The sequence below is a fragment of the Kluyvera georgiana ATCC 51603 genome (assembly GCF_001654985.1).
GTDB lineage: Bacteria > Pseudomonadota > Gammaproteobacteria > Enterobacterales > Enterobacteriaceae > Kluyvera > Kluyvera georgiana.
On sequence record NZ_LXEU01000042.1, the window covers coordinates 94,796 to 116,211 of the forward strand.

General features: G+C 53.0%; 20 protein-coding genes and 1 pseudogene. 9 read left to right on the top strand and 12 right to left on the bottom strand.

Going from position 1 to position 21,416, the window contains the following annotated elements; translation table 11 throughout:
• Positions 1-25: 25 nt before the first annotated feature.
• Positions 26-910, top strand: a complete 885-nt coding sequence (gene htpX / locus M989_RS09725) for a protease HtpX (RefSeq protein WP_064544759.1) — start codon at positions 26-28, stop codon at positions 908-910.
• A gap of 51 nt (positions 911-961) precedes the next feature.
• Here the strand turns inward: htpX and pgaD are convergent, their stop codons facing one another.
• The 4 genes from pgaD to pgaA are packed head-to-tail and all read right to left on the bottom strand — an operon-like array spanning position 962 to position 7,182.
• Positions 962-1,390, bottom strand: a complete 429-nt coding sequence (pgaD, locus tag M989_RS09730; RefSeq protein WP_064544760.1) for a poly-beta-1,6-N-acetyl-D-glucosamine biosynthesis protein PgaD — start codon at positions 1,388-1,390, stop codon at positions 962-964.
• A complete protein-coding gene (pgaC, locus tag M989_RS09735) occupies positions 1,390-2,718 on the bottom strand; it encodes a poly-beta-1,6-N-acetyl-D-glucosamine synthase (protein ID WP_064544762.1) in 1,329 nt (442 codons plus the stop codon). Before pgaC ends, pgaD begins: the two co-directional genes overlap by 1 nt.
• Positions 2,711-4,726: a poly-beta-1,6-N-acetyl-D-glucosamine N-deacetylase PgaB gene (gene pgaB / locus M989_RS09740; protein ID WP_064544854.1), complete on the bottom strand. Its 2,016-nt coding sequence runs from the start codon at positions 4,724-4,726 to the stop codon at positions 2,711-2,713. The genes pgaC and pgaB overlap by 8 nt, the downstream gene beginning before the upstream one ends.
• A gap of 8 nt (positions 4,727-4,734) precedes the next feature.
• On the bottom strand, positions 4,735-7,182 hold the full coding sequence (gene pgaA, locus M989_RS09745; protein ID WP_064544764.1) for a poly-beta-1,6 N-acetyl-D-glucosamine export porin PgaA: 2,448 nt from the start codon (positions 7,180-7,182) through the stop codon (positions 4,735-4,737).
• A 614-nt stretch (positions 7,183-7,796) separates the two neighbouring features.
• Between pgaA and M989_RS09750 the strand changes: the two genes are divergently transcribed.
• Positions 7,797-8,414, top strand: coding sequence for a helix-turn-helix transcriptional regulator (locus tag M989_RS09750; RefSeq protein ID WP_077248628.1), 618 nt, complete (start codon positions 7,797-7,799; stop codon positions 8,412-8,414).
• Here M989_RS09750 and M989_RS09755 read toward each other — a convergent pair.
• Positions 8,411-9,784: an MFS transporter gene (locus M989_RS09755; protein ID WP_064544766.1), complete on the bottom strand. Its 1,374-nt coding sequence runs from the start codon at positions 9,782-9,784 to the stop codon at positions 8,411-8,413. The two genes, M989_RS09750 and M989_RS09755, sit on opposite strands and share 4 nt — an antisense overlap.
• Before the next feature lie 176 nt (positions 9,785-9,960).
• Here M989_RS09755 and kdgR point away from each other — a divergent pair, with 176 nt between their 5' ends.
• Positions 9,961-10,752 (top strand): DNA-binding transcriptional regulator KdgR, encoded by a 792-nt coding sequence (gene kdgR, locus M989_RS09760; RefSeq protein WP_064544768.1) that lies wholly within the window; start codon positions 9,961-9,963, stop codon positions 10,750-10,752.
• A 39-nt stretch (positions 10,753-10,791) separates the two neighbouring features.
• On the opposite strand, the gene M989_RS09765 is transcribed toward kdgR, so the two are convergent.
• Together M989_RS09765 and M989_RS09770 are read right to left on the bottom strand one after the other, a co-directional pair.
• The gene (locus M989_RS09765; protein ID WP_064544770.1) at positions 10,792-12,114 is read right to left on the bottom strand and encodes an IS4 family transposase; all 1,323 of its coding nucleotides are present in this window, start codon (positions 12,112-12,114) and stop codon (positions 10,792-10,794) included.
• A 113-nt stretch (positions 12,115-12,227) separates the two neighbouring features.
• Positions 12,228-12,467, bottom strand: a complete 240-nt coding sequence (locus tag M989_RS09770) for a YobH family protein (protein WP_064544772.1) — start codon at positions 12,465-12,467, stop codon at positions 12,228-12,230.
• A 168-nt stretch (positions 12,468-12,635) separates the two neighbouring features.
• Here M989_RS09770 and mgrB point away from each other — a divergent pair, with 168 nt between their 5' ends.
• The 5 genes and pseudogenes from mgrB (at position 12,636) to rlmA (ending at position 15,238) form a co-directional block, all read left to right on the top strand.
• A complete protein-coding gene (gene mgrB / locus M989_RS09775) occupies positions 12,636-12,779 on the top strand; it encodes a PhoP/PhoQ regulatory lipoprotein MgrB (RefSeq protein ID WP_064544774.1) in 144 nt (47 codons plus the stop codon).
• A 72-nt stretch (positions 12,780-12,851) separates the two neighbouring features.
• Entirely contained in the window at positions 12,852-13,145 is a 294-nt protein-coding gene (locus M989_RS09780) for a YebO family protein (RefSeq protein ID WP_064544776.1), read from the top strand.
• Between the two features lie 756 nt (positions 13,146-13,901).
• Positions 13,902-14,046 (top strand): annotated as a pseudogene (locus M989_RS24540) (DUF2627 domain-containing protein).
• A gap of 12 nt (positions 14,047-14,058) precedes the next feature.
• On the top strand, positions 14,059-14,268 hold the full coding sequence (gene cspE, locus M989_RS09785) for a transcription antiterminator/RNA stability regulator CspE (protein WP_001062678.1): 210 nt from the start codon (positions 14,059-14,061) through the stop codon (positions 14,266-14,268).
• Between the two features lie 172 nt (positions 14,269-14,440).
• A complete protein-coding gene (rlmA, locus tag M989_RS09790; RefSeq protein ID WP_064544778.1) occupies positions 14,441-15,238 on the top strand; it encodes a 23S rRNA (guanine(745)-N(1))-methyltransferase in 798 nt (265 codons plus the stop codon).
• Here the strand turns inward: rlmA and mntP are convergent.
• The 5 genes from mntP to manX all read right to left on the bottom strand — a co-directional run bounded on the left by mntP (position 15,235) and on the right by manX (position 19,391).
• Positions 15,235-15,804: a manganese efflux pump MntP gene (gene mntP, locus M989_RS09795; protein ID WP_064544780.1), complete on the bottom strand. Its 570-nt coding sequence runs from the start codon at positions 15,802-15,804 to the stop codon at positions 15,235-15,237. The two genes, rlmA and mntP, sit on opposite strands and share 4 nt — an antisense overlap.
• 379 nt (positions 15,805-16,183) lie before the next feature.
• Positions 16,184-16,642 carry a DUF986 family protein gene (locus M989_RS09800; protein WP_064544782.1) on the bottom strand — a complete coding sequence of 153 codons (459 nt, stop codon included), beginning with the start codon at positions 16,640-16,642 and terminating at the stop codon, positions 16,184-16,186.
• Positions 16,643-16,696: 54 nt separating this feature from the next.
• Positions 16,697-17,548 carry a PTS mannose transporter subunit IID gene (locus M989_RS09805; protein ID WP_064544784.1) on the bottom strand — a complete coding sequence of 284 codons (852 nt, stop codon included), beginning with the start codon at positions 17,546-17,548 and terminating at the stop codon, positions 16,697-16,699.
• A 12-nt stretch (positions 17,549-17,560) separates the two neighbouring features.
• The gene (gene manY, locus M989_RS09810; protein ID WP_064544786.1) at positions 17,561-18,361 is read right to left on the bottom strand and encodes a PTS mannose transporter subunit IIC; all 801 of its coding nucleotides are present in this window, start codon (positions 18,359-18,361) and stop codon (positions 17,561-17,563) included.
• Positions 18,362-18,422: 61 nt separating this feature from the next.
• Complete coding sequence (gene manX, locus M989_RS09815) at positions 18,423-19,391, bottom strand: PTS mannose transporter subunit IIAB (protein ID WP_064544788.1); 969 nt, start codon at positions 19,389-19,391, stop codon at positions 18,423-18,425.
• A 455-nt stretch (positions 19,392-19,846) separates the two neighbouring features.
• On the opposite strand from manX, the gene yoaE reads away from it, so the two are divergent.
• Complete coding sequence (gene yoaE / locus M989_RS09820) at positions 19,847-21,406, top strand: CNNM family cation transport protein YoaE (RefSeq protein WP_064544789.1); 1,560 nt, start codon at positions 19,847-19,849, stop codon at positions 21,404-21,406.
• Positions 21,407-21,416 lie beyond the last annotated feature (10 nt).

The window sequence follows — 21,416 nt, forward strand, 5'->3', positions numbered from 1 at the left end:
GTTAAGAAGAGGTTAAAAGTAAATTATGATGCGAATCGCGCTTTTCCTGATGACCAACCTGGCCGTGATGGTTGTGTTTGGGCTGGTGCTAAGCCTAACGGGAATTCAGTCGAGCAGCATGACCGGTCTGCTGATTATGGCGCTGCTATTTGGTTTCGGCGGTTCCATTGTTTCATTGATGATGTCGAAATGGATGGCGCTGAAATCGGTAGGCGGTGAGGTCATTGAACAACCGCGTAACGAGCAGGAACGCTGGCTGTTGGAAACCGTCGCCCGTCAGGCGCAGCAGGTAGGTATTGCTATGCCGCAGGTTGCGCTGTACCACGCGCCGGATATCAACGCCTTTGCGACCGGCGCACGTCGTGATGCATCGTTGGTTGCCGTGAGTACCGGCCTGCTGCAGAACATGAGCCGTGACGAAGCTGAAGCGGTCATCGCCCATGAAATCAGCCACATTGCCAACGGTGATATGGTGACCATGACGCTGATCCAGGGCATTGTGAACACCTTCGTTATCTTTATCTCACGCGTTATTGCGCAGATTGCGGCTGGTTTCCTCGGCGGCAACCGTGACGACGGCGAAGAGAGCAGCAACGGCAACCCGCTGATTTACTTTGCGGTGGCGACGGTGCTGGAACTGGTGTTTGGTATTCTGGCGAGCATCATTACCATGTGGTTCTCGCGCTACCGTGAATTCCATGCGGATGCCGGTTCGGCGAAGCTGGTGGGCCGTGAGAAGATGATTGCGGCGCTGCAGCGTCTGAAAACCAGCTATGAGCCGCAGGAAGCCAGCAGCATGATGGCGTTCTGCATCAACGGTAAGTCAAAGTCGCTGAGCGAAATGTTCATGACGCACCCGCCGCTGGATAAGCGTATTGAAGCGCTGCGCAGCGGTGAATACCTGAAGTAATCGTTGTTGCCGAAAATAATGCCAGCCCGTTGACCGCGGGCTGGCTTTTTTTTAGCCGCGAGGGTGAGACGCGGCCTTTAAATCAATAATACGACCAATATTATCGTGATAGACCGTTAGCAGGTTGTACTGGCTCATCTCCGAAATAATCTGTGGCGCGATATTAAAACTACGGGCAAGTTCATCACGCTGTAGCGATGCCTGCCGGGCATGGCGTCGGGCATGCGTTCGCCGACGGTTATATTGATACCAGAGAATCAACAGCCAGCCGTTGATGGCGGCAATCAGCAGGTACACCAGCAGGGTATTGAACGCCTCGACCATCGTATCCCAGCGCTGTCCGCCGTCTTCCGTCAGCTTCATTAACAGGTTGGCGTAGAGAAAAAACAGGAAACCACACCACGCAAGTAGCGTTAACGCCGCGTCAAAGCAGCGGGGCATCAGACGGTGTTCGGTTAAAATTATGCTATTTTCGTTCATCACATTCTTCCTTTACCACGATCGGGACTCACCCAACGCGCGCGTGCGCGCTGGCGTTTCAGCATGACTTTCGGGAAGGAGACGATGGTCGTGAACATGCCTATCATCCAGTACACCATCGGAAACCAAATCACCCAGAACAGCGAAGTAGCAACCCTCTTCTCATAGCGGCGTTCAATAAACAGGCTGACGGCGAACTGTACCAGACACATTACGCCCAGTAGCAGGCCGGTAAATTCCGGGGGGAACAGGCTTTTCACGGCCAGGTTTTCCGGCAGCGGCGCGAGGTAGCTGAGCATAAACAGCAGTACCGTAACCGCATAAGCAAAAGCCCAGAGCGTAGAGAGCGCATATTCTGCAAACAGGGGCCACATACGGTGATGTTCCCAGCTAAACAGCGTGCGTAGGTTAACCAGAAACACTTCCGCGCCGCCTTGAGCCCAGCGCAAACGCTGCTTCCATAAGCCCTTTAGCGTTTCAGGCATCAGGATCCAGCACAGCGCGCGTGGCTCGAAGAAGATGTCCCAATGGTGCAGCTGTAGCTTCCAGCTGATATCGATGTCCTCGGTAATCATATCGGGGCTCCAGTAACCCACGTCGGCCAGCGCCTGCCGACGGAAGGCGGCTATCACCCCGGAAACGGTAAACACCCGGCCATAAATGCGCTGCGTGCGTTTGATGAGCCCGATAATGGAGGAAAATTCACCGACCTGAATACGGCCAATCAGCGTGGATCGTGTGCGAATACGTGGGTTGCCGGTGACCGCGCCCACGTGTGGATACTGAATCAGCGGCGCGACCAGATAGGCCGCTGTATCTCTGTCGAGTAGGGCATCGCCATCGATACACACCAGCAGATCGCCCCTTGCCGCCGCTGCTCCCGCTTTTAAGGCCACGGCCTTGCCCTGGTTTTCTGCCAGATGAATCACCCTCAGGCGGGACTGCTCGCGTGCGAGCTGTTCCAGCACCTCGGCGGTATCATCTGCTGAACCGTCGTTGATGGCGATCACCTCAATATGCGAGTAACGCTGCGCTAGCGCCGCGCCGATCGTTTCACGCGCATTTTTCCCTTCGTTAAAACAGGGAATCAGGATCGATATTAGCGGCTCATCGCTTAAAACGGGCGGCGGCGTGTTGGGATCCCATGGCCAGTGACGTTCAAGCTGAAACCAAAAATAAAGGCCGCCGGTGACCCACAGCACGGACATAAATAGCGGCCAGAAGAAGACGAAATCGAGAATCAACTCGCCGGTAAAAATGGCCGCGATGCCCAGCGGCAGCCCGAATACCAGTCCTAAAATACAAAATGCGATAAGGCGATCAGTCATTGTTTGGGTACCAGTACGAAGAGAACGCGGGGCGAATACGAGCGATGTCGGGCTGGTTTTCGATGAAATCGTCGGGGTAATAGCCGTAGTTTTTCACGCCGTTGAGTTGGAGAATCTGCATCCACTCAACCAACTGCGCATCAGGGACGGCATTTTGCGCCCGTTGGTTCCAGTCTTTGGCCTGAAGCTCGAAAATCGTTTTGTTCAGCGCGCCGGGGCGAGCCGCCACGGTGCGTACCAGCTGTGCCAGCCAGTCATGGGTTTGTGCTGGCGCAACGGATTCCATCAGCGGCATGGCCATCGGTACCGTCCAGTCATAGGCGCCCAGGAAATCGTCCAGATTCTGCGCAAACCAGGCCTCGCTGTCCGGTTCTATCAGCGGTAGGGCAAAAATATTGCGCGCGGTTTTGACCTGCGGGCCACGAATTCGCCGTGTGGCCTGGCTCAATTGACGGGTGAACGTCACGAGCGCCTGGCTCTTGAAACGTGTCCAGGCCTGACGTGCGTCTGGGTGCTGCGCCATATCGACGATGCTGTAGGGGGAACCGGACCGCTGCCAGGCGCTAATGGCCTGCGGGCCTGCGTCCTCAAAATCGCTAAGGACGGCATCATCGTGAAATAAAATCCCGTTGAATGGCGCGTGGCGGGCGAGATCTTCATAGAGATCCGTTATCTGACGCCGCGCCTGCGGGCTCCACGGTGACAGTCTGATATAGGGCTCGGTGGCGGTCAGCGTGCGCCCGGTTTGCGGATCCCAGCGTTGTACGCGGGGAAGAGAAGGGGCGAGGTCGAATGCCAGCACCGGCATCCAGGCATAAACCTTAACCCGGGCACGGGTCTGAAGCTGCCAGGAGACGAAGTTAAACAGATCGGCGCGCACGGGGAGCCAGCGATTGGGGAAATAGAGCGCTTTAATGTTGCCATCGCCCTGCGGGTCGGAAAAAGCCTGCAGGAAGACATGGCTGATCTTCATGTCATAGACTCGCTGCACCAGCTTATCGATGTTGCGGGTTTGCTGGGCAACATCCGGATCGTAGAGGTAATCGAGATCGACCTGCATCACGCGCACGGCTTCCGGTTCCTGCGCCTGTGTCACCATGCTGGCGAAGGTTTTTAGCGAGGGGTTCCCGGAAATGAGCAGACGAGGAATATTTTCAATGTCACGCGCATCGCCCAGACCATCGTCCAGCGTAAAGGCCAATTGATAACCGTGGGTTTTGGCGATCGCGAGCGTCGTACCGTTGGCTTCTCCATAGGGCCAAACCCAGGCGCGCGGTGCTTTCCCCGTCACTTCACCTATTTTCGCGGTCACTTTGCGCACGTCTTCGCTAATGCGCTGGGTGAATTGCTGGTCGGTTTCATAGCGGCCGCTTTGCCGATCGTAGAACCGATTGGCAATCGCCGGTTCGAGGCTGCCCTGTGGGTTGGCCGGAATACCATAGTGTGAAGCCCAGGTATGCGCCCCCACTTCCACCAACGGCGACCGGCTGACCTCTCGCACCATCTGCCAGGTGGCAAAGCGTTCACGCGGCGTCATCAAGCCGCCAAAATTGACCTTCTGCCCGGCGGGCGTGTCCACCCAACTGCCGACCGGTGCCCACAGCGCGGGCACGTTCCATGCTTTTAGCAGCGGCCAAACGCGGCTATAAAAGCTGCTGTAACCGTCGTCGAAACTCAGCAAAAAAGCCTTCGGCGGCAGCGTCTTGCGCGATTGATGCGCATCAATAATGTCCTGTACGCCGATCGCGTGATATCCGTTGTGCAACAGCCAGCTTATCTGCTCGTTGAGCGCGCTGGTGCGTACCGACAGGTAACGCTGATCGGCGATATCATCTTCAACGTCGTGATAACCCAGCACCAGGAAGTGGTTTTTCGGCCACGGTTGGCTGGCTGCGAGCTGTGGGCGATCCTGCGGGGCAACGAAAGGGATTGCTTTGGCATAAGCGACTGCGCTCATGCACAGCCAGCCTATCATCACCAGGCTGATACGGAGACGTGTGTTCAGCATAATCATCCTTAAAACCGTAAAGTTGCATCAAAGGTGACGGCGAGGTTACTTTCGCGTTTGCCGTCGTAAGGGCGTTTATCCCAATTAAGCATCAGCCCGGTATCGAGGACGTTGTTCCACTGAACGCGTTGTCCGTAACCTAAGAGGGTGATAGCGCCTGGGGACCGCTGTTTCTGCCAGTAGACGCCGCCGCCTGCGTTGATCTGCTGGCTCCAGATCGTGTCGTAGTGTCGGTACATCTGGTGATCGACGGTGAATGACGCGGATGCCGAGAGATCCCTTGCGGGGTTGTAATACGGGGTATCCGCGCGGCTGTTGGCGCCTGCCGCGATTTCTGGGTTAAGAGTGAGCGTCATCGACGGTCTCTGCCACAGACGTTCCTGACCGGTCACGCTGTATTCCTGCCGGCGGTTGCCGTCAGAAAAATCGCTGGCAGCGGCGCTAAGACGGTAGTCGCGCCGTTCATTCTGATACCAATGCATGGAAGCTTCTGCGCGGTTGGCGCTGATACCATTGCGCAGCGCCCGTAAGGGCGTGGTGCGTGAGATTCGCTCAAGTTCGCCGCCAAACTGCCAGCTATCGACAGGCTGATATTTTGCGGCGATGCGTGCGCCGGGCTTGCTGGTACCGTGATAGTGGTTGCTTGACAGCTCGGCCTCGCCCCAGAAATCACGCGGTCGCCACTCCAGACCGCCAAAGAGACGGCGTGCGGAGCCACTACCTTCATCAAAATGGCTCTGTGCAAAGCGGGTGCCGGCAAATACACGCCAGTTGTCTGCCTGCGGGGGAGAGTAGAGCGTGGCATCCCAGGAGAGGTCGTGCGAACCGCTGATGGGGTTGTCGGAATACAGCCCCTTGCCGGCATTAACGCGTAGCTCGGAAAAATGCTGAATATCACGCAGTCTGGCCAGTTTCTGCGAACTCCGATCCTTTGGCCTGCGGGCGATGATATCGTCAGTCAGTAGATCCAACTGATGCCATTCATGTAGATCCATCGCAACGTAGGCCTGCTGGCTTTCCAGTTCGATATTTGAAGGTTCCAGCGCCTCCGCCATTTTGAGCTTCCGTTCCGCCGCTCTGGGCTGGCCGCGAGCCTGAAGCACGTTGGCGTAGTCGATTTGCAGGCCTTGATTGCCCGGCGCGGAATCGGATAACTGGCGAGAGAGCGCCTGCGCTTGTGGCAACGCGTTACTCTGCGTGAGGTATTGAACGTAGAGTGATTGTCCGGTCAGCCAGCGATCGTTAGGCTGGGCAATGGGGTCGCCGTCATCGTACCGGGCCCAGCGCGTATTCTGCATTATCCGGGCAACGTATTGCCTGGCGGCTTGGTACTGGCCTGTATCCAGCAGGGCGAAAAATAATTCGTTCTGGTCATCATCAGCGTCCGGTATATAGCCCGGGTGTTCGGCGAGGAGCGTCTGGGCGGCGGTGACGTTTTCCTGCTCCAGATAGGCTGAAATCACCCAGCCGATAGCCCAGTCGGGCACGGTTTGCTTTGCGGCGAGTAGCATCTGGTATTCACGAATCGCCGCCGAATAGTCGGCGTTGGCATAGAAGGCACCCAGTCGGTCGAGACGGGCACGCATCACCTCCTGCTGTGCATCGGGAGCGTCTTTCCATTGCGTTAACAACACGTCGTAGCGGCTGAGTGCCTGCTGAGCCAGAAAAAAGCGTTCTTGTTCCGTTCGGGTCGGTAGGTCAGCAAGGCGCACGATTTCTGCCGCCGCGTTGAGATCCACCTGCCGGGATTCGGCGACCGTGAGCGATGCCGCCGATGCGTGTGCTTGCGCTGGCGTATCAACCCGGTTGCTGCTCAGGGCCGCAACCCATTCGTTGAGCATCGCGCTATCGTGTGGATATTCGGCGAGCATGAGGGTATCGGTTAGTAACCGATCCCAGTCTTTCCCCTGTCGTTGATACACATAGGCGAGCGTTTGCAGATGCTCAGGGGTTTGTCGCTCAGTAAGTAGGCGCTGCGCCTCTCTCAACGCCGCTGAGTTCTGACGTGCATCAGCCAGTGTTTTAATGTAACCGATACGATAGTCATCATCATCAGGCGCCAGCATGAGCGCCTGTTGCCAAAGCGATAGTGCAGTTTGCCACTGCTGTAGATTTCGCGCGGACTGTGCGGCGGCGGCGACCCCTCGCGCCGGAATTGGCATATACACCTGATAGCGTTGCCAAATCTGAATAACCTCGCGATCGCGTCCCGCCCACAATGCCACCTGTAGCCAGTCCGCAACCTGTCCGGCATTTAAGGCGTTATGCTGCTGATAGCGTTCAACATAGATAAGAAACGGGGAGTAATTACCGCTATGGGCTTGCTGAATCTGTTGTTCATATATGGATTGAGAACCATATGCCAGACCCGGAATCAGTAATATCAGGCTAAATGAAAACGATAATTTCGAGTTGCGATAATAGCGTGCTTTATTGTGGTGGGATGAGCTATCCATATCTATTTACCATAACTGTATCCAGTGTCCGTGACAAAAAGTGGCCGCCTTTCAATCCTGATTCAGGAAAAGGTAATAATTGCGCTAACCAGATTGTTCTTTTGACGTGTCTAACTTACCTTTAGGTAATAAAGCATTTCCTCAGATGGGGCCGAATGAACGCTAATATACACCGGATAGGTTTGCTGATAAATATACCGAAAATGGCCGCTATGTTTTAGGAATTATCTGTAGATAACTGCAAAATTAGGGTTTTTTGATTCATTGGATTTAATTTTAAATTATTGATAATGATCTATTTTGTTGTATTTCATGTGGTTATGTGATGGTTTTGGCGTTCGGTGGGTTATGTCGTGAAATGACGGGTAAACAGACAATATTTAGGATGTTTTATGACAAAAACTCTTAATCTCTAAAACAGGATCTTTTCTGTGGTTGTTTTTTAATTATAATCACGAATAGTCATTGTCATCCTGCCTGTTGCAGAGTCTTGATATGACGGGCAGAGAGGTAATCAAATCAGAAAAGTTTGTCACCATTATAATAAGCCATGCAATGGAGGTTGTCTTTTCTCCTGAAAGGATGTTCCTGCTTTAATGTATAAGGGATGATTTGTGGCAACATCTATACTTTTAGTAACGCAAGACAGCTACCTCGTCAGAGGCATTGAACTGTTGTTTCCGGATATTATCCAGCTAGATTCGATTGATCATAAGGTATTTGATGGCAGTGCCGACGAATATTCTGTATTGATCGATAGTCGTTCACCGCTCCATTGTTATGACTACCTGATACATGATGCCTCGCGCTCGAAAAAACCGGTCTCCTGTATCTTGCTGGATATGCGTTATCGTGAAGCTGAAATGCTGAACATGAAGTTGTTTTTACGCAACCTGCTTGAGCCGACGGATATTACGGCATTATTTACGCTGCTGTTGAACATGAAAAGCCGCCGCTTAACCTCAGCCTGGCTGGAAAACCTTGTGCTCAGCGACGATGAGCGGCTGATGCTACATCTGCTTATGAAGGGGATGACAATGGAAGAAGCGGCCGAGATGTTGAATACGTCGGTAAGAGGGCTTTATCGCCAACGAACCGAGCTGTCCGAACGTCTTGGCGTGGAGAATTTTAATGAGGCTTGCCTGTTTATTTTCAAAAACAAGCTGTTGGACTTGCCCGATGATAGCCACGCGTTAGACAACCGGTGGCTATCATCGGGCGAGCGTGCTTAACTGCGCGCGCGCGGCTGTGTTACCCGCAGGCCGCTAAATAGCGTGGCGACGACGGCAAGCGTGCCTGCCAGCAGTAGAGACAAGTGGGTGCCGCCATTGCCGAAGACATTAAACATCAGCGCCACCAATGCCGCGCCGGTGCTCTGTCCGAGAAGGCGCGCCGTGCCGAGCATACCGCTGGCACCGCCGCTGCGGTTGCGGGGGGCGGAGGCAATAATCGTATGGTTATTAGGGGACTGGAACAGGCCAAAGCCAGCACCGCACAGCAGCATTCGCCAGATAATATCCAGATCGCTCGGTGAGGCGGGCAGCATCGCCATGGCAAACAGTCCGCAGGCCATTATCCCCATTCCCAGCGCGCCGAGTAGACCGGCGTGAACGCGCTCAATCAGATAGCCTGCAAGCGGCGCCATCACCATCGTTGCCAGCGGCCATGGCGTCAGCAGAAGACCGGTTTCAACTTCGCTACGGCCAACCATCGTCTGCAGGAAGAACGGCAGTGAAACCATGGCCAGCATTTGCGCGCAAAACGAGCAGATGGAGGTGCAAATGGATAACGAAAACAGCGGAATACGCAGCAGATCAACCGGCAGCAGCGGTACCGGCAGGCGTAGCTGACGTCGGACGAAGAAGAAACCAATGACCAGCAGCGCAGCCACTTCGGCCAGCACCAGCTTAATAGACTCTCCTTGAGCAAAGCTGCTCAGCGCTGTGATAAGCAGACCGAAGGTCAGGGCATTCATTACTGCGCTCGGTAGATCGAAGCGCGTTGACTGGCTGCGCGTGCCGTTCGATGGCAGGAAACGTACGGCCAGCAGCCAGGCGATAACGCCCAGCGGCACGTTGATAAAAAAGAGCCACTGCCAGGTCGCCAACGAAAGAATGGCCGCCGCGATAGTCGGGCCGGCCGCCGAGGAGACGGCCACGACAAAGGAGTTGATGCCCATGCCGCGTCCGAGCTGGCGTTGTGGGTAAATAAGACGAATCAGCGCTGTATTCACGCTCATCAATGCCGCTCCGCCGAAGCCCTGGAGAATGCGCGCCAGGGTCAGCATCTCCAGCGAGTTTGAGAAGGCGCAGAACAGTGAAGCGAGGGTAAAGACCACCAGTCCCGCTTTATAGATGCGGTGATAGCCAATCATGTCGCCAAGGAAAGAGAGAGAAAGCAGGGAGATCACAATCGCAATCTGATAAGCATTCACGATCCAAATAGATGCTGCCGGTGACGCATTCAGATCGCTGGCGATAGTCGGTAATGCAACGTTGGCGATCGCGCCGTCGAGAACGGCCATCGTAATGCCGATCACAATCGTCAAAATGGCCCCGTACCGTTGTGGCAGCGGCAGGCCATCAATCATGTTTCTAGTCATGTGGAAAGTTGTTTTTGAGGAAATTATTAACCAGAGAATGATTCTAGCATTGATTAATCAATTGAATGTCTAAGATTTGTAACCAGGTCACAGAAGTTTCATTGCTACGGAGGCTTTGCGAAATTATAATAAAAACCGGTTCTAATATTTATAAAACAGTTGCGATGAGGTGATAAATGTCAGCAGCAGATTTGGACAAGCAGCCAGATTCTGTCTCTTCGGTACTAAAGGTATTTGGTATCCTGCAGGCGCTTGGCGAAGAACGCGAAATTGGCATTACTGAACTTTCGCAGCGCGTCATGATGTCGAAAAGCACCGTTTATCGCTTTTTGCAAACCATGAAGTCTTTGGGTTATGTTGCCCAGGAAGGGGAATCTGAAAAGTATTCGTTGACCCTGAAGCTTTTTGAGCTGGGCGCTCGGGCGTTGCAAAACGTCGATCTGATCCGCAGCGCGGACATACAGATGCGTGAACTCTCTCGTCTGACGAAAGAGACCATTCACCTGGGTGCGCTTGATGAAGACAGCATTGTCTACATCCATAAAATTGACTCCATGTATAACCTGCGTATGTACTCCCGCGTAGGGCGTCGTAACCCGCTGTACAGTACGGCTATTGGTAAGGTTCTGTTGGCCTGGCGTGATACCGCTGAAGTTCGCCAGATCCTCGAAGGCGTTGAGTATAAGTGCAGCACCGAGCGCACGATTGCCAACACCGATGAGCTGATCACCGTGCTGGAACAGGTGCGTAAGCAGGGTTATGGCGAGGATAACGAAGAGCAGGAAGAAGGGTTGCGCTGTATCGGCGTGCCGGTCTTTGACCGTTTTGGCGTGGTGATCGCCGGTTTGAGTATCTCTTTCCCTACGCTGCGTTTCTCTGAAGAGCGCCTGCATGAGTATGTGGAGATGCTGCATACCGCTGCGCGTAAAATTTCCGAGCAGATGGGCTATAACGACTACCCGTTCTGATCGCGAAATAAAAAAGCCCGGTAATGCACCTAATGCTGATCACTTAAGGTGGTCAGCATTTTTTCTCAGTGGGTATTTCTGGGCTTTCACTCTTAATTCCCGAGGGTAACTTCGCTCTCTTCTTCCCGGTAAGACCAGCCATTTTGCTTTTTCATATAACGTCCTTAACTCACCCGGCATCTTACCCGGTGAAGCCCATGGCAACGTTATCAGCAGCCGGGTTATTTCACTTATTGAGCCGCTAAAGCTCAGCTGATAAGGCAGATAATCTCCTTTCAGTTCGAACGCCATCCTCACCATCTGATACCTCACCAGGTTGTAAGTCAGCAGCACACCCCACAACTCCTGTCGCACCAGCTCTGGCAACTTGCTGCGTAGCGTCCAGCGACTGTCCAGCATCCCCTGCTTCGCTTCCCGATAACCCAGTTCAATTTCCCATCTGTGACGATATAACTCACTGATATCATTACCAGGATAACGATTCTGGTCTGTCAGGGATGTCAGAACCTGCCTTTCTTTGCCATCAACCGTTCGGGTCAGCAGCCTGGCGGTTAAACGCTCGGGGAGTGTGGGCCACTGTTTCCGGGCCAGTGGGCTGGTTGTCAGTTCAACAAGCTCATCACCACGTCCCAGCCTACGCACGACTTCATATTGTGTGTGCTTTTTCAGCGGCAGCAGCCAGTGCCGTTTTTCTCCGGACGTTTGCCAGTGATGAAGTAGTCCCAGCGAGTAAAACCCTTTATCAAACAGAGTGATGCTCTCATCTGGCGTTTTCTCTGCCAGCTGCGCTGCCAGTCGCATTTCGCTGACGTTCTCGCTGTCAAAGGCGCTGGCACTGATCAGATGACTGCTCAGCTCCATCAGGCAGACCATCCGAACCTGCGGATAGCCACCGATGCCATTTCGTCCGGCAGGTCTGCTGAAGGCCTTGCTGTTTTCCGGAGTATCTGCCGTACGCCAGACAACACCGTCCACGGCAAACAGATTCAGGCCGTGCCATTTCGGATGAGCAGCCTGCTGGTTCCAGTGCTGCTGCGTAATGTCGAACAACTCCCGCACGGCATCTTCCCCGAGCGTTTTTCGGCGCTGAATGACCGAGCTTCGGGCGGTGAAAGGCTCACCGGTTCTGTCGGTGATATCCATCAGATTCACGATTTCGGTCATGGGGCGATTGCAGAAAATGGACATGCCAACGACAAGCCAGATCATCGATTCAAGAGGAAGTTTGCGTTTGCGAAGCGTGACCGTATCTGTCAGCGTTAACGCCTTCTGAATGAACTCAGTGGGAATGAGATCGGAGAGACTACGGGCGTGCTCTGGTGAGGTGACATTGATAATACCGAGGGCTTGCGAAAGTTCCATTTAAAAAGGGTCCATGATGAACATGAACCCTTTTTACACCAGCCACCGGATCGGTCAATCGATCCTTAAACGATCGGCATTAGGTAATGCACCGGGCTTTTTTTTGTCTGTTGTTAACCTTCGTCGACGACGCTGGCTGTTTTGCGCAGCAACGGGCAACTTGGTCGCCCGACCACGCCGTTATCACCGTGCAGATAAAATGCGGTGCTGAACCCTTGAGCCGTCAAATACTTACATTGAAGCCCCAGACCGCCCGCGGTCTTCTGGCTTCCCGCCAGTACGCCATATCCGCTCAACAGTACTCCTATCGCAATGATGACCAGGCAAACGATGATCCTGATTAACAGGCGCATAATAATTCCTCTTCTATTATTTCTCTCATGAATACTACCGTAACGCGATTACGGATTGACACAAGTCTATGATTCCTAAAAGCACGAGATGCCATTACAGTTAGCCGCGGTTTAAGGTTAGCATGCTAACCTGGTTATATCTGAATAAGAATTCATGCGGAGAGTGGAGTGAAAAAGTTTCGGTGGGTATTACTGATACTCGTGATTGCTGCCTGCCTGCTGCTCTGGACACAAATGATCAACGTGATGTGCGATCAGGACGTTCAGTTTTTCAGCGGCGTTTGTAGCATTAACCGGTTTATACCCTGGTAAAACATTTTTGCCGGCAGCATTTCCTTCCGTGATGTGAGTGGTAGAATAGATCGTTCCTTTTGAGGTGGTGAAATGAGTGATCTTGTAAGTTCTGGGGCATTAAATCTGGCATCTCTGGCGTTATCCTTCCTGCTACTGTTAGTCGGTCTGGTTCTGTGGTTCTTTGTGAATCGCGCCAGTTCTCGCGCTAACGAGCAAATCGAACTCCTTGAATCGCTGCTCGATCAGCAAAAGCGTCAAAATGCGCTGCTGCGTCGTTTATGCGAAGCCAATGAGCCAGAGAAAAAGGAAGAAGAGACGCCGCAGGCGGTAAACGTAAAAGAAGACGACAAAGACGATTTTATTCGCCTGGTTGCCGAACGATAATAACTTTAGGTGATGACTCCGTGCAGCCTGCGATGGGCTGCCGGACTGAATGCTCATGCACTGCCCTGGTGCATATCCGTTTCTTCTCTGCCAGTCTTATCTCATTGCGTACGTTCGTCATGGTATTGCGCAAACATCAGCCAGCGCCAGCGTCAATCTTCCATCCCGGCTGATGACATAACAGTATGTTATTGTTATTCATGACTCATTGATGTGTATTATTTCTACTCGCAATTTTATCACCCGTAATAATGTTGTAGTGGTGCTTAATAACCAGGCGAATCAACGTTGCATAATCCACTCCGTAATAGCGAAACGTTTTTATTGCGTTGTTATGAGGCAATGTCACAAAACGATCATTATTTTGGTGCAAAATAACGCGAGCAATTATCCGAACATCTTTGAAGCGCATCATGTGGTAAGAATGGACTTATAACCGGCCATCAAAATGACAGGTGAAAACGTTATAGCGAAATTAATCTAAAGATATAAATTTTTTGGTCATCGTAACGGCATTCTGGACGTAGGAAAAAAGTTGGTCTATGTTAAAAATGTCTTACGTTACCGTACTCTAGGTCACGTTTACGGCATGCGGATAGCCCCCCGGCAGCGCGTTCTCTTAGGCATAAATGTGCCCTTGAGCAAATGATTTGTTGGGATTTGTGCGGCCGATCGAGTCACGTTTAAAAATGGCTTGCCATTATTTACGTTGTATGTGATAACACGTTTTGGGTTAAACGAGGTACAGTTCTGTTTATGTATGGCATTATCAGTAAAGAAGTTCTGAGTAAACACGTTGACGTTGAATACCGCTTCTCTGCCGAACCTTATATTAGTGCCTCATGCAGTCATGTCTCAGTTTTATCTATGAAAACGCCTGCGGGCGCAGAAAACACTCTAAGGAATTTTGCAAATGGCAAAGATTAAAGGTCAAGTTAAGTGGTTCAACGAGTCTAAAGGTTTTGGCTTCATTACTCCGGCTGACGGCAGCAAAGATGTATTCGTACATTTCTCTGCAATCCAGGGTAACGGCTTCAAAACTCTGGCTGAAGGTCAGAACGTTGAGTTCGAAATTCAGGACGGCCAGAAAGGCCCAGCGGCTGTTAACGTAACCGCTATCTGATTCGATACCCACTGATCTTGCGGCGCGCAAGCGCAACATTATCAGACATAAAGCCTCGCGTTTGCGGGGCTTTATCATTTTTATCTCTATCCGCTTTAAACCCTCGCGTCGCCTTCCGCCCGTGCCAGAATAGCGGTACACTTTCGCCCTTTGTTATCTCGCCGGAGTTGTTATGTCCTACAGTTGTCCGCTCTGCCACGCGCCGCTCACGCGCAGCGGCAATAGTTACCTTTGCCCACAGCGTCATCAGTTTGATCGGGCGAAAGAGGGCTACGTTAACCTCCTGCCGGTGCAGCACAAACGGTCGCGCGATCCGGGCGATAGCGCGGAGATGATGCAGGCTCGCCGCGCCTTTCTGGATGCCGGGCACTATCAACCGCTGCGCGATGCGGTGAGCGACAAGCTGGAAGCCATTAATCCGCAACAGCTGCTGGATATTGGCTGTGGGGAAGGGTATTACACCCATGCGTTTGCCGCGCTGACGCAGGAAACCTGGGGGCTGGATGTGTCAAAAACGGCGGTCCGATTTGGCGCTAAGCGCTATCCGCAGGTGAATTTTTGCGTCGCCTCCAGCCAGCGCCTGCCTTTTGCTGATAGCAGTATGGATGCGGTGATCCGCATTTATGCGCCCTGCAATCCGTCCGAGCTTAAGCGGGTCGTGAGACCTGGCGGGTGGGTGATTACGGTGACGCCGGGGCCACGTCATCTCGTGGAGCTAAAGGGGCTTATCTACAACGAAGTACAGCTGCATGCGCCGCATTCGGAAGTGATTGAGGGGTTTACGCTCGAGAGCCACGACGCGCTGGCGTACCCAATGCAGTTGACCGGTAGTGAAGCGGTGACGCTATTGCAGATGACGCCATTTGCGTGGCGGGCGAAACCGGAAGTGTGGGAGACGTTGCAGCAGCAGACGCAGTTTGGCTGCCAGACGGATTTTGCGATTCACGCCTGGCGCCGCGAGGCAGATTAGCCCATGTAGTGCGCGTAGAGGATCTGCGCGCCGATGGCGATAAGCACGACCCCGCCCAGAATTTCGGCCCGTTTGCCAAGCAGCGGGCCGATAAAGCGGCCAACCATCATACCCAGCGTTGACATCATAAAAGTGGCGCAGCCGATGGCAAACGCGGTGGTCAGAATATTGACCTTCAGGAATGCCAGCCCAACGCCGACGGCCATCGCATCAAGGCTGGTGGCAATCGCCGTTGTGACCAACAGCCAGAAGCCATGGCGACGCGGCGCTTCTTTTTCTTCGTCGTCGTCATTACCGCGCACGCCCTCGATAATCATACGCCCGCCGAGAAATACCAGCAGAATAAATGCTACCCAGTGGCTCCATTCCATCACGAACTGGCTGGCCAGCATGCCCAAACCCCAGCCGATCAGCGGGGTAAGCATTTCGATCACGCCAAAGATCAGACCGGTACGCAGCGCTTCAGAGAATTTGGGTTTATGCAGGGTGGCGCCTTTACCGATTGATGCGGCGAATGCATCCATCGACATACCTAAGGCAAGGAGGATAGTGGCGGTTAAATTCATCAGCGTGTCCAGACCGGGAAGTTTCCATACGACACATTTCTGCCCCCAGTAATCAGCAGAAAATGCGTCTATGGTCTCGCTTGACTACTGATGTAATCCGTACGCACCACGTTTTGCAACGAGTATGTTGACACGTACATTTCCAGCTAGTGGAAATCAGCTACTCCCCAACGACGGGCGCAACCTTAACATATTTTTAGAATATAAAACAACTCTTGGTATTGTATATTTCGTCTTTTGATGATAACGATTTTCATTTAGATTTATTGCGTAATCAAAAGGTTAATAAATAGGGCAGGGTTTTTGGGAATAAACATAGCCAACGCTATAACTCTGCTGTGTGAAAATAATGCAGTTATAGCGATGGCTATATTTTAACTTATTGATTACTAATGAGAAGGTTGTAGATCTTTTCCAGATCATCAATATTTTTGACCCGAACAAGAAGACGGCGCTGCTCTAATTGCATCACCAGCACGCCATCCTCGGATAAATTCATTTTCTGGATTCGGCTGTATTTAATCCACGCATTGGCGAAGAAGAAGCCTTCTGTTTTGAAAATAATCTTCGGGCTACGGATCCAGAAGAGATAAAAGCCCATCAGCGCCAGCGTGCATAATAACCACGTGGTGATAATTTCGCCGTGATGGGTGACGTTGTTATAAACCAGAATGACAATCAGCACCACGAAGATAACGCTGTCTACGCGTCCAGGACGCAGCAGGGGAACCGAGAGCAGGGTAACGCCATGACGGCGGGGCATAATGAACTGGTCGTAAATGGCGAATGCCAGCAGCGCGAGAATGAAAAGAACCAGTATCAGATCCGTTATTGTCATTAAGCCTCCAGATAAAAAAAACCGGGGGCACAGGCCCCCGGCGTACAGCAGATATTACAGACCCAGCAGGCCGATTGCGTAGCCCACGATACCGATGACGAAGAAGCCAACGATAATCCACAGGGCGTTAACTTTCTTACGCAGCAGCCACATACAGGCGAAGGTCAACAGCAGCGGTACCAGACCCGGCATCAGCTGGTCGAGGATAGTCTGCACGGTGGTGACGCGAGTCTGACCATCCTGACCGGTGATGGTTGATACCACCAGCGGGATGTTCACATGCGTCCACTTATTCACTAACGCCCCCATGACAAACAGGCCGAGGATGGATGCCCCCTCAGTCAGTTTCTGCAGGAAGCCGCCGCCCATATCCTTAACGATATCGATACCTTTACGGTAGCCGTAGGCGACACCGTAGTAACGGGTCAGCAGACGGACTGCGTTAAACAGGATAAAGAACAGCAAAGGACCCAGCAGGCTGCCGCTCATCGCGATACCTGCACCCAGTGCAGCGAATACCGGGCGAACGGTACCCCAGAAGATCGGGTCACCCACGCCTGCCAGCGGACCCATCAGACCCACTTTGATACCGTTGATGGCACCATCGTCAATCTCTGCGCCGTTAGCGCGCTGTTCTTCCATCGCCAGCGTAACGCCCAGTACTGGAGCGGCTACGTACGGATGGGTGTTAAAGAATTCCAGGTGACGCTTAATAGCCTGTTTACGCGCATCGTTGTTCTCTGGGTACAGGCGTTTGATCGCCGGAACCATGGAGAAGCAGAAGCCCAGCGCCTGCATACGTTCGAAGTTCCATGAACCCTGAAACAGGTTAGAACGAATGAACACGCCACGAATGTCACTCGGAGTGAGTTTTTTCTCGGTGGTAGTTTTAGTCATATCAACCATTTCGCTCACCTGTTAGTCCAGTTCGTTGTCGAGATCGTTATTGCCAGCTGCCTGAGCTGGGGCACCGGCTACGCGGTTATATTTCGGGCTCAGCTGGATGTAGAGGATGGCCATGACTGCGCCAATCACACCCAGAGCAACCAGGTTGAAGTTAGTAAATGCCGCGGTGACGAAACCGAGGTAGAAGAACGGCATCAGGTAGCCTGCGCGCATCATGTTGATAACCATCGCATAACCTACTACGACGATCATACCACCGGCGATGTTCAGACCGCTGGTTACCACTTCCGGAATCGCGTTCAGCATGCCCTGAACTTCGCTGGTACCGACAGAAACAGCGACGATAACCGCCGGAATCGCGATACGCATTGCCTGCAGGAACAGGGAAGAGACGTGCAGCCACGAGAGCGCGGTCAGGTTACCGTTTTCCGCCGCTTTATCCGCCGCGTGCTGGAAAGCCACGGTGATAGTACGAACGATGATGGTCAGAACCTGGCCTGCTGCGGCCAGCGGAATCGCCAGCGCGATACCCGCGCCGATGCTTTGGTGACCGGCGATAACCAGAACGGTAGAGATAATTGAGGCCAGGGCAGCATCCGGTGCTACTGCCGCACCGATGTTCATCCAACCCAGTGCGATCATTTCAAGGGTACCACCGATGATAATACCGGTTTTCATGTCCCCGAGAACGGCACCGATCAGCGTACAGGCCACCAGCGGACGGTGGAACTGAAATTCATCAAGTACCGACTCCATACCCGCGATACATGCGACGATGAACACCAGCACAATCTGAAGAGTGGTAATCTCCATTGTACTTCTCCTATTGCTTATACAGACTTAAGTGTGAAAGCTAAAAAACGGGCCAGAACGGTTATTTTTCCGCTTTGGCAATCAGATCCATCATTTTCAGTTTCTGATCGGTGGAGACCTTACGGGCTTCCAGCTCGATACCGCGTGCGTTCAGTTTCTTAAACGCTTCGATATCTTTCTCATCAACGGAAATGGCGTTATTCACCTGGGTTTTACCTTGACGGAAAGCCATCCCGCCGATATTGACGCTGGTGATTTTCACACCGCCTTCTACAACACGTTCCACTTCTGTCGGGTTAGTGAACAGCAGCATAACGCGTTCGCCCGCATATTTCGGGTTGTTGTAGACGCGGATCATTTTGGCGACATCGACAACGTGTGCCGTTACGCCAGGAGGTGCAACCTGAGTGAGCAGCGTTTTACGCACGGTATCAGCAGCGACTTCATCGCTGACGACAATAATGCGGGTCACGTTCGTCTCTTTGGTCCAACGGGTCGCAACCTGGCCGTGAATCAGACGGTCATCGATACGCGCCAGACCGATCACCATGTAATCGTTCGGGCCCATTGGTTTCGCTGGCGCAGCGGCTTTCGGTGCGGCAGGGGCCGCGACCGGAGCGGCTTTTTCAACCGGTTTTGCTTTCAGCGCTTTCACGCCTTCGCTACCGGTTTCAACGGCCAGAGCAACCAGTTCGTCGAAGCTCGGGTTGTCGTCACGGGCCATGAAGGTTTCGACCAGCATCGGGACGTTGACGCCGGCAATCACTTCATAGTTTTCTTTATCGACAACGATACGGCTTGCCGCGTTGAACGGGCTACCGCCCCAGGTGTCGACCAGGAACAACACGCCTTTGCTGGTATCAAGCTTTGCCAGCTGCGCGTTGTATTTTTCGATTAACGTTTCTGCATTCTCGCCAGGCACGAAATCGATCCAGCCAACATTCTCCTGCTCACCCAACAGCATCTCTGCCGTTTTCAGCAGTTGTTCTGCTGCCCAACCATGTGTGCCTATAACAATAGCAATCGTCACTTGCTACCTCCTTTTATTATCGTGTGCATCAGTAGACCTGATACATTTTGAGCCGATGTCGTTACCGAATCGATTCAGACAAGGGTTAGAGAGATAAACCAATAATTACCGAGAATTATTTTAGACAGTGAAAGAATAATTAATGTGATGAAGATCCGTAATTTAGTTAAAGGCCGACAATTATTTCAGGCTGCAAAAAATTACCTTACATTTTGCAAAGACTCGTAAATCTCTGCCAAAATGTCATTTGTTTTTGCTATGTTGTATATCCGTTTAATCACACAGGAGTATAGGGCATCAGCCCGTAGTATGGATCGTCACCGACGCCTTTTCGCAATTAACCGCTCTTGCGGCACACTTCCTGGCCCCTCGCGCCACGCTTTTCTATCATCCGGTATCGTCTCGCTTAAACATGACATAGCGATGACTCGTCACGTCTCTCGTTGGAGTGGTTTATGGAACTGTTAATGGACCCGTCAATTTGGGCCGGATTGTTGACGCTTGTCGTTCTGGAAATCGTTCTCGGCATTGATAACCTGGTCTTTATCGCGATTCTTGCCGATAAACTACCGCCTAAACAACGAGATAAAGCCCGTCTTATCGGTCTGTCGCTGGCGCTGGTCATGCGTTTGGGGCTGCTTTCCGTGATTTCGTGGATGGTGACCCTGACCGCGCCGCTGTTCAGCGTATGGGGACAGACCTTCTCCGGGCGAGACCTGATTATGCTGGTGGGTGGCCTGTTCCTGCTGTTTAAAGCGACCACGGAGCTGCACGAGCGTCTGGAAAACCGTCAGCACGATTCGGGCCACGGCAAAGGCTATTCCAGCTTCTGGGTCGTGGTCATGCAGATTGTGGTGCTCGATGCCGTGTTCTCGCTGGATGCGGTGATTACGGCGGTCGGAATGGTGAACCATCTGCCGGTCATGATGGCCGCGGTGGTGATTGCTATGGGCGTGATGTTACTGGCGTCAAAACCGCTGACGAACTTCGTCAACCAGCATCCGACGGTGGTGGTGCTCTGTCTGAGCTTCCTGCTGATGATCGGCCTGAGCCTGGTCGCGGAAGGTTTCGGTTTCCATATTCCGAAAGGCTACCTGTACGCAGCGATTGGCTTCTCGATCATCATTGAGCTGTTTAACCAGATTGCGCGCCGGAACTTTATCCGTCATCAATCGACGCTGCCGCTGCGTGCGCGTACTGCCGATGCCATTCTGCGCCTGATGGGGAATCGCAAGCCGGTGAGCGCCGCTCAGGAAGAAGGACACCAACCGAACGTGCCGGTGCCGGAAGGGGCATTTGTCGAAGAAGAACGCTACATGATTAACGGCGTGCTGACCCTGGCCTCGCGCTCGCTGCGCAGCATCATGACGCCGCGCGGTGAAATTAGCTGGGTTGACGCCGATCTGAGCGTGGATGAAATTCGCGAACAGCTGCTGTCATCGCCGCATAGCCTCTTCCCGGTATGCCGCGGTGAGCTGGATGAAATTGTGGGTATTGTCCGCGCCAAAGAGCTGCTGGTAGCGCTGGAAGCGGGCGAAGACGTGTTGGCTATTGCCGCGGCGACCCCGGCGATTATCGTGCCGGATACTCTCGACCCGATTAACCTGCTGGGCGTACTGCGCCGGGCGCGCGGGAGTTTCGTCATCGTGACCAACGAGTTTGGTGTGGTTCAGGGGCTGGTGACGCCGCTTGACGTGCTGGAAGCCATTGCCGGTGAGTTCCCGGATGCCGATGAAACGCCGGAAATCGTGGCCGATGGTGAAGGTTGGTTGGTGAAAGGCACCACGGACCTGCATGCATTACAGCAGACCCTGGATCTCGATAATTTGGTCGATGAAGATAACGACTACGCGACCGTCGCGGGGCTGGTGATTGCGGTAAACGGTCAGATTCCGGCGGTAGGGGAGACGGTTGAACTGCCGTCCTTGCAAATCACCGTGACCGAAGCCAATAGCTATCGCGTCGATCAGGTGCGCGTCGTGAAGCTGGTTTCCGCGCACGACGAAGAAGAGTAATACCCGGTAG

Bases quoted from the DNA above. Each gene is read 5' to 3' on its own strand.
- M989_RS09765 (WP_064544770.1), bottom strand. From the start codon at position 12,114: ATGGAACTTTCGCAAGCCCTCGGTATTATCAATGTCACCTCACCAGAG.
- M989_RS09805 (WP_064544784.1), bottom strand. From the start codon at position 17,548: ATGGTTGATATGACTAAAACTACCACCGAGAAAAAACTCACTCCGAGT.
- kdgR (WP_064544768.1), top strand. From the start codon at position 9,961: ATGTCAGCAGCAGATTTGGACAAGCAGCCAGATTCTGTCTCTTCGGTA.
- rlmA (WP_064544778.1), top strand. From the start codon at position 14,441: ATGTCCTACAGTTGTCCGCTCTGCCACGCGCCGCTCACGCGCAGCGGC.
- pgaD (WP_064544760.1), bottom strand. From the start codon at position 1,390: ATGAACGAAAATAGCATAATTTTAACCGAACACCGTCTGATGCCCCGC.
- M989_RS09770 (WP_064544772.1), bottom strand. From the start codon at position 12,467: ATGCGCCTGTTAATCAGGATCATCGTTTGCCTGGTCATCATTGCGATA.
- yoaE (WP_064544789.1), top strand. From the start codon at position 19,847: ATGGAACTGTTAATGGACCCGTCAATTTGGGCCGGATTGTTGACGCTT.
- pgaB (WP_064544854.1), bottom strand. From the start codon at position 4,726: ATGCTGAACACACGTCTCCGTATCAGCCTGGTGATGATAGGCTGGCTG.
- mntP (WP_064544780.1), bottom strand. From the start codon at position 15,804: ATGAATTTAACCGCCACTATCCTCCTTGCCTTAGGTATGTCGATGGAT.
- manY (WP_064544786.1), bottom strand. From the start codon at position 18,361: ATGGAGATTACCACTCTTCAGATTGTGCTGGTGTTCATCGTCGCATGT.
- M989_RS09755 (WP_064544766.1), bottom strand. From the start codon at position 9,784: ATGACTAGAAACATGATTGATGGCCTGCCGCTGCCACAACGGTACGGG.
- pgaC (WP_064544762.1), bottom strand. From the start codon at position 2,718: ATGACTGATCGCCTTATCGCATTTTGTATTTTAGGACTGGTATTCGGG.
- M989_RS09780 (WP_064544776.1), top strand. From the start codon at position 12,852: ATGAGTGATCTTGTAAGTTCTGGGGCATTAAATCTGGCATCTCTGGCG.
- cspE (WP_001062678.1), top strand. From the start codon at position 14,059: ATGGCAAAGATTAAAGGTCAAGTTAAGTGGTTCAACGAGTCTAAAGGT.
- pgaA (WP_064544764.1), bottom strand. From the start codon at position 7,182: ATGGATAGCTCATCCCACCACAATAAAGCACGCTATTATCGCAACTCG.
- htpX (WP_064544759.1), top strand. From the start codon at position 26: ATGATGCGAATCGCGCTTTTCCTGATGACCAACCTGGCCGTGATGGTT.
- M989_RS09800 (WP_064544782.1), bottom strand. From the start codon at position 16,642: ATGACAATAACGGATCTGATACTGGTTCTTTTCATTCTCGCGCTGCTG.